General features: G+C 56.6%; 17 protein-coding genes and 1 tRNA gene. 10 read left to right on the top strand and 8 right to left on the bottom strand.

The features are described from left to right. The first annotated feature begins 8 nt into the window (after positions 1-8). The 8 genes from AC5FRW_RS17110 to AC5FRW_RS17075 all read left to right on the top strand — a co-directional run bounded on the left by AC5FRW_RS17110 (position 9) and on the right by AC5FRW_RS17075 (position 4,600). Positions 9-81 (top strand) — tRNA-Pro (locus AC5FRW_RS17110). A 171-nt stretch (positions 82-252) separates the two neighbouring features. Then, positions 253-567 (top strand): hypothetical protein, encoded by a 315-nt coding sequence (locus tag AC5FRW_RS17105; RefSeq protein WP_493569675.1) that lies wholly within the window; start codon positions 253-255, stop codon positions 565-567. A gap of 472 nt (positions 568-1,039) precedes the next feature. After that, on the top strand, positions 1,040-1,225 hold the full coding sequence (locus tag AC5FRW_RS17100) for a hypothetical protein (protein WP_493569674.1): 186 nt from the start codon (positions 1,040-1,042) through the stop codon (positions 1,223-1,225). A gap of 43 nt (positions 1,226-1,268) precedes the next feature. After that, positions 1,269-1,415 carry a hypothetical protein gene (locus AC5FRW_RS17095; RefSeq protein WP_493569673.1) on the top strand — a complete coding sequence of 49 codons (147 nt, stop codon included), beginning with the start codon at positions 1,269-1,271 and terminating at the stop codon, positions 1,413-1,415. Continuing rightward, a complete protein-coding gene (locus AC5FRW_RS17090; RefSeq protein ID WP_493569672.1) occupies positions 1,412-1,918 on the top strand; it encodes a PD-(D/E)XK family putative nuclease in 507 nt (168 codons plus the stop codon). Before AC5FRW_RS17095 ends, AC5FRW_RS17090 begins: the two co-directional genes overlap by 4 nt. A 2-nt stretch (positions 1,919-1,920) precedes the next feature. Continuing rightward, positions 1,921-2,430, top strand: coding sequence for a hypothetical protein (locus AC5FRW_RS17085; RefSeq protein WP_493569671.1), 510 nt, complete (start codon positions 1,921-1,923; stop codon positions 2,428-2,430). Beyond that, the gene (locus AC5FRW_RS17080; RefSeq protein WP_493569670.1) at positions 2,427-2,702 is read left to right on the top strand and encodes a hypothetical protein; all 276 of its coding nucleotides are present in this window, start codon (positions 2,427-2,429) and stop codon (positions 2,700-2,702) included. Before AC5FRW_RS17085 ends, AC5FRW_RS17080 begins: the two co-directional genes overlap by 4 nt. Next, a complete protein-coding gene (locus AC5FRW_RS17075) occupies positions 2,699-4,600 on the top strand; it encodes a DUF7845 domain-containing protein (protein WP_493569669.1) in 1,902 nt (633 codons plus the stop codon). The genes AC5FRW_RS17080 and AC5FRW_RS17075 overlap by 4 nt, the downstream gene beginning before the upstream one ends. 499 nt (positions 4,601-5,099) lie before the next feature. On the opposite strand, the gene AC5FRW_RS17070 is transcribed toward AC5FRW_RS17075, so the two are convergent. The 7 genes from AC5FRW_RS17070 to AC5FRW_RS17040 all read right to left on the bottom strand — a co-directional run bounded on the left by AC5FRW_RS17070 (position 5,100) and on the right by AC5FRW_RS17040 (position 8,686). Continuing rightward, on the bottom strand, positions 5,100-5,294 hold the full coding sequence (locus AC5FRW_RS17070; protein ID WP_493569668.1) for a hypothetical protein: 195 nt from the start codon (positions 5,292-5,294) through the stop codon (positions 5,100-5,102). A 144-nt stretch (positions 5,295-5,438) separates the two neighbouring features. Continuing rightward, positions 5,439-6,371: a hypothetical protein gene (locus AC5FRW_RS17065; RefSeq protein ID WP_129786810.1), complete on the bottom strand. Its 933-nt coding sequence runs from the start codon at positions 6,369-6,371 to the stop codon at positions 5,439-5,441. Further along, complete coding sequence (locus AC5FRW_RS17060) at positions 6,368-7,108, bottom strand: DUF8168 family protein (protein WP_129786812.1); 741 nt, start codon at positions 7,106-7,108, stop codon at positions 6,368-6,370. The genes AC5FRW_RS17065 and AC5FRW_RS17060 overlap by 4 nt, the downstream gene beginning before the upstream one ends. Next, a complete protein-coding gene (locus tag AC5FRW_RS17055; RefSeq protein ID WP_129786814.1) occupies positions 7,105-7,968 on the bottom strand; it encodes a hypothetical protein in 864 nt (287 codons plus the stop codon). Before AC5FRW_RS17055 ends, AC5FRW_RS17060 begins: the two co-directional genes overlap by 4 nt. A gap of 13 nt (positions 7,969-7,981) precedes the next feature. Then, complete coding sequence (locus AC5FRW_RS17050; RefSeq protein WP_277985844.1) at positions 7,982-8,113, bottom strand: hypothetical protein; 132 nt, start codon at positions 8,111-8,113, stop codon at positions 7,982-7,984. Beyond that, positions 8,106-8,474, bottom strand: coding sequence for a hypothetical protein (locus AC5FRW_RS17045; RefSeq protein ID WP_129786816.1), 369 nt, complete (start codon positions 8,472-8,474; stop codon positions 8,106-8,108). Before AC5FRW_RS17045 ends, AC5FRW_RS17050 begins: the two co-directional genes overlap by 8 nt. Next, positions 8,474-8,686: a hypothetical protein gene (locus AC5FRW_RS17040; RefSeq protein ID WP_207212772.1), complete on the bottom strand. Its 213-nt coding sequence runs from the start codon at positions 8,684-8,686 to the stop codon at positions 8,474-8,476. Before AC5FRW_RS17040 ends, AC5FRW_RS17045 begins: the two co-directional genes overlap by 1 nt. Before the next feature lie 179 nt (positions 8,687-8,865). On the opposite strand from AC5FRW_RS17040, the gene AC5FRW_RS17035 reads away from it, so the two are divergent. Continuing rightward, positions 8,866-9,087, top strand: a complete 222-nt coding sequence (locus tag AC5FRW_RS17035; protein ID WP_129786818.1) for a hypothetical protein — start codon at positions 8,866-8,868, stop codon at positions 9,085-9,087. 101 nt (positions 9,088-9,188) lie between these two features. After that, complete coding sequence (locus AC5FRW_RS17030) at positions 9,189-10,907, top strand: transposase (RefSeq protein WP_493569667.1); 1,719 nt, start codon at positions 9,189-9,191, stop codon at positions 10,905-10,907. 85 nt (positions 10,908-10,992) lie between these two features. On the opposite strand, the gene AC5FRW_RS17025 is transcribed toward AC5FRW_RS17030, so the two are convergent. After that, positions 10,993-15,390, bottom strand: coding sequence for a hypothetical protein (locus AC5FRW_RS17025; RefSeq protein WP_493569666.1), 4,398 nt, complete (start codon positions 15,388-15,390; stop codon positions 10,993-10,995). Between the last annotated feature and the right edge of the window lie 362 nt (positions 15,391-15,752).

The raw sequence follows: 15,752 nt of genomic DNA, 5'->3' as shown, positions 1-15,752 counted from the left end.
TACGTCACGGGCCGGTGGGGTAGCTTGGTATCCTTCGGCCTTCGGGTGGCCGTAACCGCGATTCGAATTCGCGCCGGCCCACTACCTATATACCCTTTTTCCAGGGTTCTCCGACACTTAGCGGCCGGTCTGGGAGGTGGTCACAATGAGCCGCCCCGACCACGAAAATCGGCTCATTTGTAACTTTTGTGGTGGTTTCATTCACGAACCAAACCAGCGATGCCCCGCGCTGGACGAGGGGGTGTGTCGCCCATGACACCGCCGAAGAAGGAGTCGGCCTGCTACAAGTCAGGCCACTGGCGGCGCTGCGGGGTCGACTCGTCTCGTCGACGCACCTTCGACCTGTGCGGGCTGTGCTTCCCCGATGGTGAGATCCCCGACCACGTCACGCATCTGCTGTTCGGCCGGTGGTCGAAAACGCTGCACCGCTCTGTCGAGCAGGGCGGCGCGACAGAGAACATCGAGACGACAGAGCGTTCCGAGTACAGTAGCGTCACGCACATCCTCAGCCGGGAGGACGTGACGACGATCGAGGACGCTCGCCGCGTCGCAGGGGGTGACGCGTAGATGTCCCGTGCCGACTCGCCGACTGCCGTCGGTCGAGAGTGGCGGTTCAAACCTGAACGGACGCACCGTATCCCGTCGACATGGGCCGACAATGCCCGTCATGAGGTTCCCGACGACGGTCAGGAGCGCTACTACGCCGTCCAGATCAAGCTCGGCGTCTCGCTGCAGTGGGGTGTCGACACCGCTGGCGAAATCGTCGACGGCCCGCATCGCGACAAACCGACCGTTCGTGTCTGCTATGTCGCTTGTGACGGCTGCAGCGCCTACGTTCGCGACTGGGACGCCGTCCTCGACGACGACGGGAAAGCGACTCCCGAGCGTGACTTCGCCAGCGTCCTCGCGATCGACCCAGAGGATGCCGATCCCGTCGACGATCACAGTGATCGCGTGTTCTACCGTGCGGTCCTACAGGATCGCTACGACGTGACGCCAGTCGTCGCCGACGGTGGTCAGTCCACGGGCGGTACATATCATGTTCATAGAGATCGAAACAGATGCTATGAAGAAGGTAAGAAAGATGCAACTCATCGGGGTTGCGATGATCTTAATCGGGCTCTTGCAGGCAGTACTGGGGATATTAGACGAGGGTCTTGTGTTCGCCGGGCTCGGAATACTGTACGCTCTCCTTGGAGTTGCTCATCTCCGGTTCAAAACTTAGATCATCGGTCAGTCGACGCGGCTACTGACCGGGAGGGGTCGCAGTGATCGCCGAGACCTCCGCCGAGAAGCGCCAGGGCGAACAACTCACGATCATCGTCTGCCCGCTCTGTGGGGATCGACGCGGCGAGGACTTCGAGCAGTACGCGACCCATCTCGCGGGCCACTCCTGGAGTGATCTGGGGCTATGAGCCTCGACGCCTCGCTCGCGCCGAACAAACGCGCTGGGATCGGTGTCGAGATTACGATCACGACTGACCACGTCCCGGCCCTCCAGCTCGTTCCCGACGAAGTCGCCGAGCACTACGACGCCGTCGCGACGACGCTGATCACGCCGTCGGAGACGATCCCGTTCGTCGGGATTTGTCTCCTCGAACGCGGCTCGATCGTCGAGATCAAGAGCACGATCCGCACCTACGCCGACGGCCGGCGTGGGCGGTTCAAGATCCGGCGGAGCCAGCACGAGACGCTGCTCGACAGCGCCGGCGCGTACCTCTTCGTGGTCTGTCGCGACACCGTCGATCGGCCGGCGGTCGCGCTCAAGATCATCCCGGCGACGGCCGTCGACGCGCTGGTTCACAGCTGGATCGACGCCGCGAGTTCGCGATCGGAGTACGCCCAGATCAGCTGGGGCAGTCTCTTCGATCCCGCAGAGATCGAGCAGCCACGCGCTGCAACGGTGGAGGAGCGATAGGGATGCCCTCCCGGAATCAGGGCGGTTCCCAGCGGCAGCGCCGGCGATTCGACGACGACCTCGCAGACGAGGCTGCCCGATGGCTCGACTGGGACCTGCTGAACCACAAGCAACGACGGCAGGTCGTTCGCTCGATCATCAAAGGCATCGACCGGCTCGAACGGGTCTGGGCCTGGAAGGCAGCCGAGAAGATCATCGCCAGCGAACACGGTCGAGAGCCACGAGCGAAGATCCTCCAGTGGCTCGACCAGCGTGAGGAGTGGCTGGAACTGCACGGCGATCGCGACGAGCGCGTCGACGAGCGTGACGGGCCGCGGGACCTTCCACCGGTCGAGACGACGTTCCCCGACCGCGAGGACGTGGACGATCCCGAGGATCGGGCCACGTTCCAGTCAGATCGCGCGTTCGGATCGCTTCGGGGGCGATACCCGCATCTGTTCGACGAATCGGACAGCGCCGCCGAGAGCGGCGAGACGAGCGCCGTCGCGACCGACGGAGGTGACGACTCGTGACGCCCATCCACGTGACCGATCACGCGCACGACCGGTGGGCAGAGCGTGCCGATCACTCGTCGGCCGCCGGTCCTCAAATCGCCTGGTCCGAGGGAGTGGTGATCACTGTTCCGCACGGTCTCGACGGCGACGAAGTCCGGTATCACGCCGCCAGCGAGACCGTGCTGGTCCGCCGGAACGCTTCGATCGTCACCGTCATCGATGCCGCCGACGGCGCGAAGCCTCGACTCCGTGGAGCGCTGGCCGCTGTTCGTGGGGGTGACGGGACGTGACGGACTCGGACGACGCCATATTGACCGGCGGCTACGAGACCGTCCAGCGATTCTCGGTCTCGGTAGAGTCCGCCAAAGTCGACAATGCAGCGTGTCGCTGGTGTCAGGAGGCCTACGAAGGTGCTGGTGGCGAGTCGACTCACGAGTGTGCCGAACGTGCTCGTTGGGAGGCCGCGCGTCGGGCTGATATCGAGTGTGGGTCGACGATCGATCCGGGAATTCACGAGATCGGGGCACACCTCCTGTTCGCCGATCGCGACCACGGGATGAGTCCGTACTTCGCGTTCGTCTCCGAGTTCGATCGCTGTCTGCAGGACACGTACGAGGAAGAGAACGGGGCGATGGTCTCACAGGGCGACGATATCGGGACGTTCGAGGCTGCCGGTGCGGAATGGCGTCTGAATCACGACGAGGAGAAGGTGAAATACTGGCAGGGAAAGATTGCCACCCGAGACGGCGACAGCGGCGAGGCCTACTACGAGTACAACGTCGGTGTCGTCGCGACCGACGCCGTCGGCCGCAAGCGTGTCAACGTTCAGATCCGGCCGTCGCTACCGAACGCGACCCACGTCGAGAGTGGCGATTCGATTCAGAGTATGCCCGATGATCTTCCCGAAGGGGTTCGCGTCCAGGTCGACAGCGCGAACGTGCCTCGTGACCAGCTCATCGATGTCGTGAAGGGTCTTATCGATGCGATGGGCATCCAGCCCTACTACTTCGCTCGCGAACACCTGCACGAGTGGTCTCGCGTCTATAACTATGCCCTCTACGTCCGTGCCGTCCGTGATCTCGTCGAACAGCAGGTCGTCGCCCGGACCGGCCTGTTGGAGCGCCTTGCCACCTTCGCCAGCCAGCGCGGTGGCTCCGGCGAGTACAAGTGGGACAACGAGGAGGTGTTCGGACATCGCCACGCCGTTGCGATGAATCCAACCGGTCTCGGCAAGCTCCTGCCCGATCAGCAGGTCGGGAAGCTACTGAAAAGCTACCGTCGAAAGAATCCGACGAAGCATCGCCGGCCGGGCGATCCGACGACGGACCCGAAGATCGAGGTCCAGTTCTCTACCGAGTACAGCGAAGAGTATTCGATTCCGTGGGATGCCGACGATGAATTCGACGCAGATGATCTTCACCAGGAACTCGACGAGTATCTCGTCACGATGCTGGATTGGGCCGGGCTACCGACCATCGCCGATGCCAACGTCTACGTCAGTGATGCCTACTGGGATGTACAGGAGACTGATCGCGATATCAACGTCTACCCGGACCCGCTCCACGAGCTGCGCGAGGTCGAGGAGGGGCTGGCGCTGCACCACTTCGCTGCAGACGACGCGTCTGCCGGCGAGCGCTCAGTCGTCCGGGCGCTGGCCGACGGTGGCCCGATGCACTATGAGCGAATCGCGGAGGAGACCGATAGATCCTCCTCAACGGTCTATCGAGCTGTGGACACCTTTGACGACGTGCTTCAAACCGCCAACGGCGTGATCGACTTCGCTGACGAGTTCATGCGAGAGAAGTTCGAGGACCTGTTCGGGATGCTTGCTGACGCTGCTGAGTGGGTCGAGGACGGCATCGAGGCCGTCCGTGACGGTGACGAACTCCTGGCATCAGACTCAGCATTCGCTCAGTGGGCACGCCGATACGGTGCGTCCGTCTCCGGCGATCGCGATGGTCTGGAGATTACACTGAACGCTGGAACTTACAGCCGCTACGAGATCCAGCAGGCCCTTCGATCGGGCTACGTCGCCGCCCGGGAGACCGGTCCGAAGATCGCCGATCAGTTCATCGACGCAGTGGTGACGTTCACCCACTCCGAGAAGGGCGTCATCGAAGGCGACGCCGCAGTGGTCCGCGGGAACAAGATCGCGTTCTGGGGTGCGCCGCTCGAAGACATCGGCTGATCCGCCGACAGGTGAGTGGCAACGCTGTCGACCGTTCCGTTCCTTTATAAGTGGGTCCGCGCACCGGCCCGGTTCTGTCCTGTTCATGTCGGCGGTCTGATCGACCAGCGCCAGCGTTCGTCGCCGGTCGTTCCCGGCAGGTGGGCAAGTCCCCCTTAGTGTGTGCATAAGGGCACATCAGCGAAAAAACACCGCTACCGCCCCGCACGTTCCACATGAAACACTCGAAACGACGTTCTCAGGATGGATTCTCGCGCAACCGATCTACCTTCGCTTCACCCGTGCTGCCCATCCTGCTGTTTCGCAACACGATCCGCCAGTATCAGCAGCGGAGTGTCGAAAGCTACTAAATATCTTGAATACTATTATCAACCATGGACGCGGTTCAAATAGCTGCGTTGAAAGCGCTGTTACTCGGAATCCTCTTTACAGCCCCCTGGATTCTTTTTGCAGATGTTGACGACCGTGAAGAGTTGTTCCGTCTCTATTCAGGTGACGGTCAATCCGACTGCTGATTGATAACGACTCTGTCTGCCTTGCTGAGTATAATTCCTCCAGCGACACCAGTGTAGGCGTAAGCTACCGGTATGACCGTAATCAGATCAAGTTCGCGGATCGCTAAGACAGTGATCCCAGCCGGGACAGACATGACGATCACCTGCTTTAATCCGCTGAGTGCGGCGAACTCTTCCATGAACGATCGATCGTTACGGTCTGCTGCTATCCCGGTCGCGAGACCCAGAACGATTCCGATTATCAGTTGTTGTGAATACGATTTCTTTATTCACGGAACCGCGTGATGTTTAGTCGCCGATTCGCCTGTCATCGTTCGGATTTCTCACTCCGTTGTTTCGCCGTTCTTCTCTGAGTTCTTACACTGGTCTGACCGGGGTTCGACGGGCTTCACTCGAAGCTCTCCGAAGCCGTACTTCGAGTGACTGCCAACCCGGAGGATACCGCTCTTCGCGGTCTCGATGGGCCGGTCGCCCCCGTACTTCACGACTTGCCCGTGGTCGACGGTCTGGAGCTTGTAGACCTCCCGTTGCTCGAGGATCTTCTCCTCTCGCTCACGGAGATCGCGGCGGTCCTCCTTCCACCACCACGGGACGTCCTGGTCGGCGGCCTTGGGGTACTCCGACTCCAGCACGAACGGCGTCGTCACCTCCACGAGGAAGGCCTCGCCGTCCTCGAGCCGGGAGTAGTCCAGGTCGTCGAGGTCGACAACCTGCGTGTCCTTCAGCCGCGTGATGCCGTAGCCGTAGTTCCGTTTGCCCCCGAACTGGAGGCCGTCAAGCACGTCCTCGCCCAGCGGGAGCGCATCGGGGTCATCGGCGTGCAGGTAGGCGTTGATGTACCACTTCGTCGTCTGCTGCTGCTTGCGAGCGTCCTCCGGCTTCCCCATGATCGTCTCGTGGGACAGCGCCGGATGACCGCTCTGCGGGCGGATGTCGTGGGTGTTCAGCGCGTCTCGCGGACGGCTATCGAGAAGCCAGCGATGGTCCGGGTTCCGCATCAGGAACAGGTCATCGTAGCTCTCGACGTCCGGGAGCCCGCTCCCGAGGTACGGTCGGATGCCGCTCTGGGAGTGCTCTTCGGGGAACGTCCCGAACTGGCCGGGGACGAACACCCCGTGGCTGGCGTGGAGGTGCTGGTGGACGTCGTGCGGGACGTGCTGGCCGAGTGCGTGCAGGATGGCGTTCCCCGAGACGTAGTACGGGTGGCCGATGTAGTCCATCTCCAGCTCCCAGTGAACCTGCTGGATGCGCGTCACTGGTCGAACACCTCCCGGAAGTCCCCGATGTACTGGAGGGCGGTAGACCACGCACCGATCCGGCGAAGGTTCGCGTCCAGCACCATGTCGTACTTGTCGTGATCGGCATCCAGCGGGTGTGCCTCCAGGCGGTTCCACGCCGACGCCCACGACCGCCACGGGCGACTCCCGAGGCGGGCCGACGGCTGCCCTCGATCGTCGACGTCGATCCGCAGGGCAAACTCCTCGCCCGCGTAGACCGTCCGGTGAGGGACGATCTCGTCGGCGTCGTCGACGACCAGCCGGAGGTCGGCGAACTCGTGGCCGTCGCGGTAGTTGTCCAGCAGCGCCGCCACGAGGAGCGTGTGGTACTTCAGCGAGGTGTAGGGGTAGTAGACGCTCTCCGTGAACGCCGAGACGACGTTGCTGTCCAGCCACGCCCGATGCATCGTCTCTGGGTCGTCTTCGGTCAGGAGTTCTCTCACGGCGCTCTCGACGCCGTTGCGCGTGAACTCCTGCGGGTCGTACCGACTCTCGCCCTCGATGAGCGATAGCCGGTAGAGCGTCTCGTGGTTCTCGACGGTCTGCTCAGGCTGGCCGCTGGGCCGGCTGAGCGCCGACGCATCGCCGTCCGCGCCGTGGGAGACCGTCTGGTTCACGGAAACGCCCGCGAACGTCTCCGGGGCGTAGTCGTGGGGCTGGCCGTTCATCTTGTGGGCGTCGTGGCGGTACGCGGCGACCATCGCGTCGTCGCTCATGGTCCCTCCTCGATGCGCTCCTCGAGCGCGCCGACGAACGCCGGGCGGCACTCTTCGGCCCACTGGTCGTCCTTCTCGTCCATCGCGTTCGTGTTGCCTTTTCCGCGGTCGAAGACGCGCTTCAGTTCGCGCTCCTCGTAGAGCGGGTTGATGAGCTCGCAGTCCACAATCCCCGCACCGAAGTTGCGGGCACCGCCCAGCTGGTGCATGAAGTCGGTCTTGTGGGCATCGAGGAAGTCGATGCCCTCGGTAAGCAGCCCGATGAACTCCGGCTTCATCTCCCGGAAGGAGAGGTGCCAGCAGCCATCGAGGTTGGCGACGGCGTCGATCTCTGCGTTCCGCAGTGGTTCGCGGTTGTCCTCACGGTTCCGAGAGACGACGTTCCGATTCAGCCGCCGGTAGTGGCCTTCGGCCTGTCCGCGCGTGTAGTCCACGCTGGAGCGAACGGGGTTGAACTTGATCGGGCGACGCATCACCTTGCCGGGAACGCCACCGAAGCCGCCAAAGAGGTCGAAGACTACGCACCCGTCGTCCTTCTTCGGGTCGTCGGTACACGCGCCTTTCTCGTGGTAGCCGGCGTCGAGATCGCGGTCGTAGACGCCGTCTTTCATGAAGTTCGCGTTGGCCTCGCCGGGATGGCAGGCCGTCCCGCCGTACTCCTGTACGGTCTCTTCCATCCCGTGGCGAAGCCACCCGGAGAGGGGGAACGCGGGGATGATGCCGCCGATCTGGTTCTGCGGGTCGTCGTCCTCGTAGTTGCCGTTTGAGGCGTGATGCCGGTCGGTCATGATGCTGTCTCCGACCACCAGCAGGTCGGTCTGAATCCGTACGAACACGTCGCGGTCGATGTCTTCAATCATGGTTTCGTGGGGATTAGCGTGCTTCGAGCGCCGCTTCGAGAGCCTCTGCCGAGGGGTACGAAACGCCGCCGACTTCGTACTCGTGGAACGTCTCGCCATCCTCCGTGCGGACGATGCGAGCCGTCACGCGGGTGTCATCAGTCATCGAACTTCCCCTCCGCTGCATCGGCGGCGACCACCAGCCGAGCGGCGAGGTCGCGGGCGTCGTCGGGATCGAGGCTGGTGCCGACCTCGATGGGGCCGGACGTCCACCGGAGCCCGACGCCGCTCCAGCCGCCCTCTTCGTGGACGCCTTCGACCTCAATCGGGCCGTCGTTCATGTCCGCCGTGACGTGGACGTTATTGAGGCCGCCGGGAACGGAACCGCAGTCCGTGACCGAGTACGTCCCGTCGTCGGTGACGCTCCGGTCTTCGACGATCTCCCCCGACGCGGTTGAGTCGGCACTGGCCGTTTGCGGGAGTGCGGCGAGAGCGGCCGCAGCGGCGAGGAACTGACGGCGCTGCATTACAGATCCTCCTGCATGGTTTCCCGTGCCTCGATCAGGCGGGCGGTCCACGCGCCGGCCTCAGCGGCGCTGATGCCCGGTACTGCGGTCCAGTCGGTGTTCTCGTGTTGGTCGATTAGCTCCGAGAGTTCGCGGTCGGCTTCGAAGTTCTCAGTGTCCGATTCGTCTGCCGTGCCGGAATCCTGAAGTCCGGCGGATGTCTTTATTGGCATGCTTCGTCTGGTTGGCGAAGCACGGTCGGGCGTGCTCTAACACGCCCCGGCCAACTTCTGACCGGTGTCCCGCGCTTCCTATCAGAGATATATGTCTCCTATCACTTAGTAGTTAGCATCAAAGCAAACCATTAGCATTATAGCAAAGTTAAGTAGCTATGATGCTAATGTAGAAGTGGATGAGTTCCGAACTGCTTAGCGTGGGAAAATACCGCGCCATTATGACGACAACAGACCGTGAGCGAATAACCGGAGCAGCTGAGGCTACCGACGAGAAGCGGTATCAAGCGATTCATCGCGTGCGGAGTCGTATAGAAGAACTCGAACAAGACGCTGAAATTTTGGAAGAACACCACCCAGAACTGTATCGCGAACTCCGAGAGGCTGTCTGCGACGAATGAGCGACGAATCCGACGAGAACCAAACGGAACTCTACCACTTCGCCCGCGGTGCGTTCGTCGATACCGACTGGTTCCCCGGCGACCTCGACGAGAACGACGACGTGGTCCGAGTTTCCGAAGCAGGCCAGTTCCCCGAGTCGTACTACCTCGAGGAAGGCGACTGGGGCGCTGCCCCGCTGGTCCCCGGCGACGACCCGCCCTACGAGGGAGTGAATCTCCCGCAGGCGCTCTACGCCGCCATCCACTGGGCCGACGGCGATCTCGCCCGCGCAATTGGCCGCCTCCCGCTGCGGGATCTCTTCATCGGTGTCGAGGAACACGACGACCTCTCGCGCAAACTCGACGCTCTGGAGTTCTTCCGCGTGTACCTCTACCTCCGACTGACCGATGAGGCGGAGACGGACGTGGCGAAGAACCTGGATGACCCCGAGTTCCGGGACCGGCTGAACGTCACGGAGACGGTGAGCCAGCCCACGCTGAACCGACTCGGCGACCGGCTGACCGAACGGCAGATGCGGTACTTCGACCGCGTCGTCGCGCAGGTCCTCGCCGCCATCGAGGATTCCCGGTACGCCGACCAGTTCGACGAGCTGCCATCGCCGGACACTGAGGAACGGAAACCGCCGTACATCAAGAAGCTCAGCCGTGAAATCCGGGCCGAGGTCTTCCGACACCTCAGTTTCGACCGCGACGACAGCATCAAGTTCAAGCGGGACTTCCTCCTGCGAATCTTCGTCAGCGCGGCAATCCACGACATCCACATGAACCAGGCGTGCGAGAACATGGAACTGAAGTCGTGGGTCGGCGAGGGCAACTCGGTCGACCCGAGTAACGTCCGGCACCAGCTTCTGAAGTTCGATCCGGCCACCGTCACGCGAATGTTCCGGCAGGCCAACGGTGCCCTGTTCGACATCGCCTTCGAGCACGAGTACTTTGATGACACCAACGAGGTCGCCATCGACAGTACGGACTGGGGGTGGTACGGACAGGGTGACGCCAGCCGGGACATCCAGAAGACGAAGCCCCAGCGGAACTTCTACTACTCGTGGCAGTTCACCACGCTCGCTCTCGTCGGCACGAACACGCCGATGACGATGCGGGCCGTCCCGACGCGGGCAGACACCGACAAGGGGACGCTCGTGCGCCGGCTGCTCCGGTACGCCGCGCAGGTGACGTCGTTCAACCGGGCCTACCTGGACAGTGGGTTCTACACTACTGACTCGGTGCGTGCGCTCGAGTCGACCGGGACGGAGTTCATCATCCAGGCCCCGGACACGGGCCGGAAGATCGAGGGGCTCCAGCGGCTCGCAGTTGCCAAGGAGAGTGAGGCTGAAGCGGTTCCCCACGGTCTCGGTGGGATCGACGACGAGAAGCACTGGTTGTTCACTGTGAAGTCCCAGAAGCGGTCCCGACTTCGGCAGGGTGAACCCGATGATCCGACCGACAACTGGATCATCTTCTACACGAATATCCCACTTGATGACGACGACGTCGACCTGTTGGAGCTGGCCACCGACTTCCGCAACCGGTGGGGTGTCGAGACGAGTTACCGGATGCTCAAGCACGACTTTCTGGCGCAGTCGGGATCGCCCCGGCTAGCGACCCGGATGTTCTACTTCAAGTTCGCCGTCCTGATGTACAATATGTGGACGGTAGCGAACGTGCTGGGTGCCAAGGAACAGGATCATGACTTGAGTTCGGAGAACTTCGTAAAGGCGAACAGATTCACCCGCGCGTTTGAGGACGATGAGGTGACGTTAGACCTTGATGATCCACCCGAGATCTCAGAGACCATACGGTTTTTCCAAGGTATATCATAACCCAATGACAGTCTGAATGTTGTATATATCAACCCAATCGTCTGAGATAGACTCTCAGAGTGTTAATTAATTCACCACTCCTGATTCAATATCCGAGTTGATTTTGTAACGCTCCCCAGCGTTGGATACTATCATCATATGGACTGAGTAATAATCGTAGCTGTTCCATTGTATAATTAATATACTCAATTGCTGCCGCATCCCCTTGTGTTCTCTTGATAATCCAAACTAATTGGGGCAATATTGCTTGGTTTGTTCGTGAATCTAGATCACTCTCCATCCACGAGTCGAAGACAATCTCAAGAGCTCTATCTCCTTCTAATTCGATGAGTACCTCTGCTAATTCTTCGAATCTACCTGGTCCATACCAAGAAATCAATAATCGTCTATCGGCGATAGTCTTTTTTAACAATGATACTGCTGAATCATGTTCACCACGTTGGGTGAGCGACTTTGCGAAGGGTGCTGCTACGGAAGGGCGGTAATCACGATGTGTGATTATAAATTGTCTTGCTTCCAGCAGCTCATCTGTTTTGTAATCTTCAAACTCAGTTACGGAGACAGGCTCTTCAAAAGAGTGACCCAATAGAAGTTGATGGAGATCCTGACTGATTGGTTCCGGTTTTGGATCTGGATCTGTTGAATGGTCATCCGAATTGTCTTGCTTTGTAATTTTATCAGGAATCGCAGTACTATATTTCTCTGAAAGTGACTCTATCGTTGCTGCTTGTTCTTTTGACAGACCTTCTTCCACATATTCTCCATAGTGCATAAGTTCCAATGCGTGTTTCACTAGATCTCCCCACCCATGCTGATCGGCGATTATCGCTGCTCTTCCCAAATATTCAGTATTTTTTGACGGGTGAGAGCGAGATCGTCGCCATTTCTCATACAAATGTAATAGTTCTTGAAGCTCTGAATAGTCAATTCCATCAGGATTTCTGAGTCTCCACTTTCTCAATCGTCGAGACGTGCCGAGATTGTGAACGGTTTGAGGTACAGTCCCGTACTCAATCACGTCATTCTCAAGTAATATTGATAAGAACTTAAACTCTAAGTGACTTATACTATCGCCATCAGTAATAGTGTGTAGGAGGTCGGCCCAGTTAATCAATTGAATTGCTTTCCCAAGATGGGCTTTCCAATCTCCGTCAACAACTTCCTCAAGTCCATCCCAAACATCAGAGAGGAACGCATCTTTGTGATAACCATACCGATACGACCTCTCAATAGCTTTATCGAAGTACTTTTCCGCAAGTTGTTTCTGATCTTGGTGGGCCGCTCTATGAGCTAAATCAAGGAGTTCACGGCTAATTGGCTCATCGGGTACTGCCTGAATTAGATCTTGATATTGTTCTTCCCAGATAGCAGGTAATTCATCTGCTGATTGGAGGTGGTCATGATGATTCAGAAATCCCCTAGCAAGCGTATCTACGAGATGATTTTCATAATTATTTGCATCTGCGATTTCTAAAACACCATCTATTTTATCTTCAGAACCCGATTGTGATACATTCGAGAAATCTTTAATCAAATCTTGCAAAACTGACCGGTATAACATATAATTCGAGTGGCCGTCTTCAGGACGTTTGAGTTCCTCATTCTCCAATATTTGCCGTACTTCATCAAGCACATGATTAACCCAGAATGATTCTTCCTCTGAAGAGGAACGAGTGACTGCTGCTCCACCGATGGCTGTAAATTGGTGGAGTCGTGATCGTTGCTTCGACATTTCTTCGACAAGCTCTAAGATTTCGTCCGGTTCATGGTTAGTATCAGCTAACACTGCACCAACATAGAACGCCTCACTGTGCTGTGGATAATCCTCACGGTGGTCCTTTGGTTTAGCAAATTCCCGGTCTTGAATCTCAGCGAGGATTTCCTCTTCATCGTATCCACACAGCAGGAGTGTACGTAAAGCAGAACATGATAACCCCTCAATGGACGGTACATGATCCACAAGTTCTGTTTGCCATTCTTCTGGAATCCGATGCCAAATCAATTCACAAGCCTCGAGTGTTTTTGGAAGATCATCAAATAACCATCCAGGGGGGTCCGGTCTATCTTTTAATACATCGGTATTGTAGCTTATTGCCCGAAAAATCTGGTACGTGAAGTGTTCATTACTTTTTTCGGTAACAAACACTCGTGCGTGTTCCCAGAACTGGTCAGGGTCTAGGTTTTTCACAGCTACTTCGAAATATGCTTCAGGATTCCAGTCACGCGGCTTATCAGCCGCTTCCCAGTTCTCATACCAATCTTGAAGCCAAGATTTGTCCAGCTCCTCAGGCCACTCTTTAGTAATTTCTTGCATTGCTTCCAGCGAAGCCTCAGTGCCGGGGGCCTCATCTCTCAACTGATTAGTGAACTTGAACGCTCTCCTCTTATCGCCAATTGCTCGATAGTATTCTAACCGATTGTCAACATAAATATCCAGCATGCCGTGAGTTGTTGCCCCAAGGATTGTACAATCAAGGGCAGTCTCATAGTCGATCACGCTCTGTGCGCCCTCAAGCGCCAAATTCAAACTTGAGGTTATTTTATTGATGTGAACACCCTCCCGCCACCAATGAGATACATGCTCAACGGTTGCTAACTCACGGAGTGCTTCAAGCCCAGGACCCCGTTCGGCATGGAATCGCAATGCGTCCGTATTAGATGCGGATTCTATTTGCTCATCTAAGTAGTAGTCGTATAGGGATTTGTGAATTTCTTCTTCTTGACCCGAATCCAATTTCTCTAAAATAAATTCTCTAAAACTCTCGTGGAAGATCCGATAATGGTCTTTTTTGGCTTCCTCAAGGGTGTGTGAAAGCACATTTTCATCTAGTTTGCTTTTACTCTTCATCCAAGGTAGGCTAAGAACATCAACAACGACGTCAGCATGTATCGCAGTTGACCTCGCCGCTTGTAATGAGAGGACATCGCGCAGATGAGGATTTATTGGAGACCATATCTCCTCATAGTATTCTTCTAAATCACCGCTTACATTTGGTGCTTCTTCGATAGCATTCCGAAGTCCTTCATCTAGATCCCCCTCGGAAATTTCAGCTTCACTGAGAAGATGAGACAGTATCACAGGGAGGCCTCCAGAAACATCTTCGACAGAAGATATTAGAGACTCATCGACCGAAATTCCATTTTGACCGTAGTATCTTTCAATTTCTTCACCTCCCCACGTGGAAATTGTCCGGGTTTGATCTATCCTCAGAACGGAATACACCTCATCCGATAGTGGTCTCCCAACAAAAATTGGGATAAGTGGCTCCGGAAATTCCAGTTGTCCGACCTCTTCTATGACCGTACCTTCTATGTCAGATTCGGTGTTGCTACCAGCAGGTTCTGGTAGGGCATGGTCGATCCCATCTATAATAATCACCACGTTATGATCGGTAGCAGAACACCATTCCGCTACCTTGTCTAAGTGCGATTGAAGATCGTCTATTCCCGTCCAAATAGGCGCGTTATTTTCGCTGAATACCTCGGGGAGCTTCCGGTGAAACTCCCCAACTAATTGGTCTCGGAACCAACTTGGATCAATTCGGTCTTCAGCCTGTGATGGCTTATCATCAGGATCGTAAAGATTGTATCTGACTATCTCAGTGCTCTCTAACCCATCAATCGAGTTATGTAGTAATTCCAGTCCAGTCGATTTCCCGCTGCCTGCGACTCCCTGAATGGCCGTCCGGCCATCAATATCGACTAAAGACTCTTCTAATTGTTGAAACCAAAACGGTAGGATGCAACCTTCGTCAACGGATAACGATTGAGGATACCTTCTGAGAGACGGAGCAATATTGATCTCTTCTGAGATTGACTTTCGTGTTAGCCTGTGTCCCGGATCTTCTCTTGCTCTTGTACTCAACGTTATAGCTCTCAAAATCAGATCTGATGGAGTATTTACGCGAGGATTCTCTTTTGTCGCGTGGATTGGAGAAACGTTTTCTAATATTTGTAAGAATATCTCAGTTTGCTCTAAACCGTGGAACGGGTCACTTCGGTGTATTTCGTCGATTCCTGGTGCATCAAAAATGAATTCAATATCAATATCATCATCTGCCGATCCCAAGTCCCCATCTAATTTTTTAGTTTCAAACTCTAATCCCCCAAACAATTCCAAATCGCTTGACGTATCGGCTAACTGTATATCCGATTGGCGAGGAGGATTATAGGATGTGAACACAATGAATCGAGATCCCTCATTGATCTCATTTTTACTTTTAGCGCACTCAACTAATTCTTCAAGATTAAGACGGCCAGAACTGCTATCATCTAAATCTGTCCCGGAAAAGGTATAATCAGGCCCATTCTTGACTTGAAAACAAATCGTCTCATCATTTCTGTGTAATACCACGTCATCGAACTTATCATTTCGATCTATGGGGCTTGGACTCTCGACTTCGACTGCTTCTGCTTCATCAAATAATACAGAGAGGAGACACATTCCTCCAACAATATCTTGATAGAGATAGCCGCGCTCCAAACCCGCCAATCCTTTTGAGCTTCCGACCATCTTGAATTCCTGTTATTGACTATACTCTTAGTTCATATGGTCATAAAAGCCAGTGTCTCTAATACCGACTTCACCTGTCCCCCCAGATAGTTATTCCTCCCAGATCTATCAAAATTGAGGGATATTTCGAGAACTATAATTTGGGAATCTCATACCATGAAATTTGGGAGAGTGGTCTCACAACTTCCCGTGAATAAAGAAATCGTATTCACAACAACTGTTATTGGCAGACCACCCGATCGAAGGACGCGGGGGCTAAACCAGCCCGCCAGAAGCCCGACCAGAGCGATCAATGCGCCAAACGCAATGACATTGTGCGCATCGAGATTGCG

It is taken from the genome of Halomicrobium sp. HArcht3-1 (genome assembly GCF_058933345.1).
The sequence above is the reverse complement of the archived record's forward strand: the minus strand, read 5'-3'. Positions and strand labels throughout refer to the sequence as shown.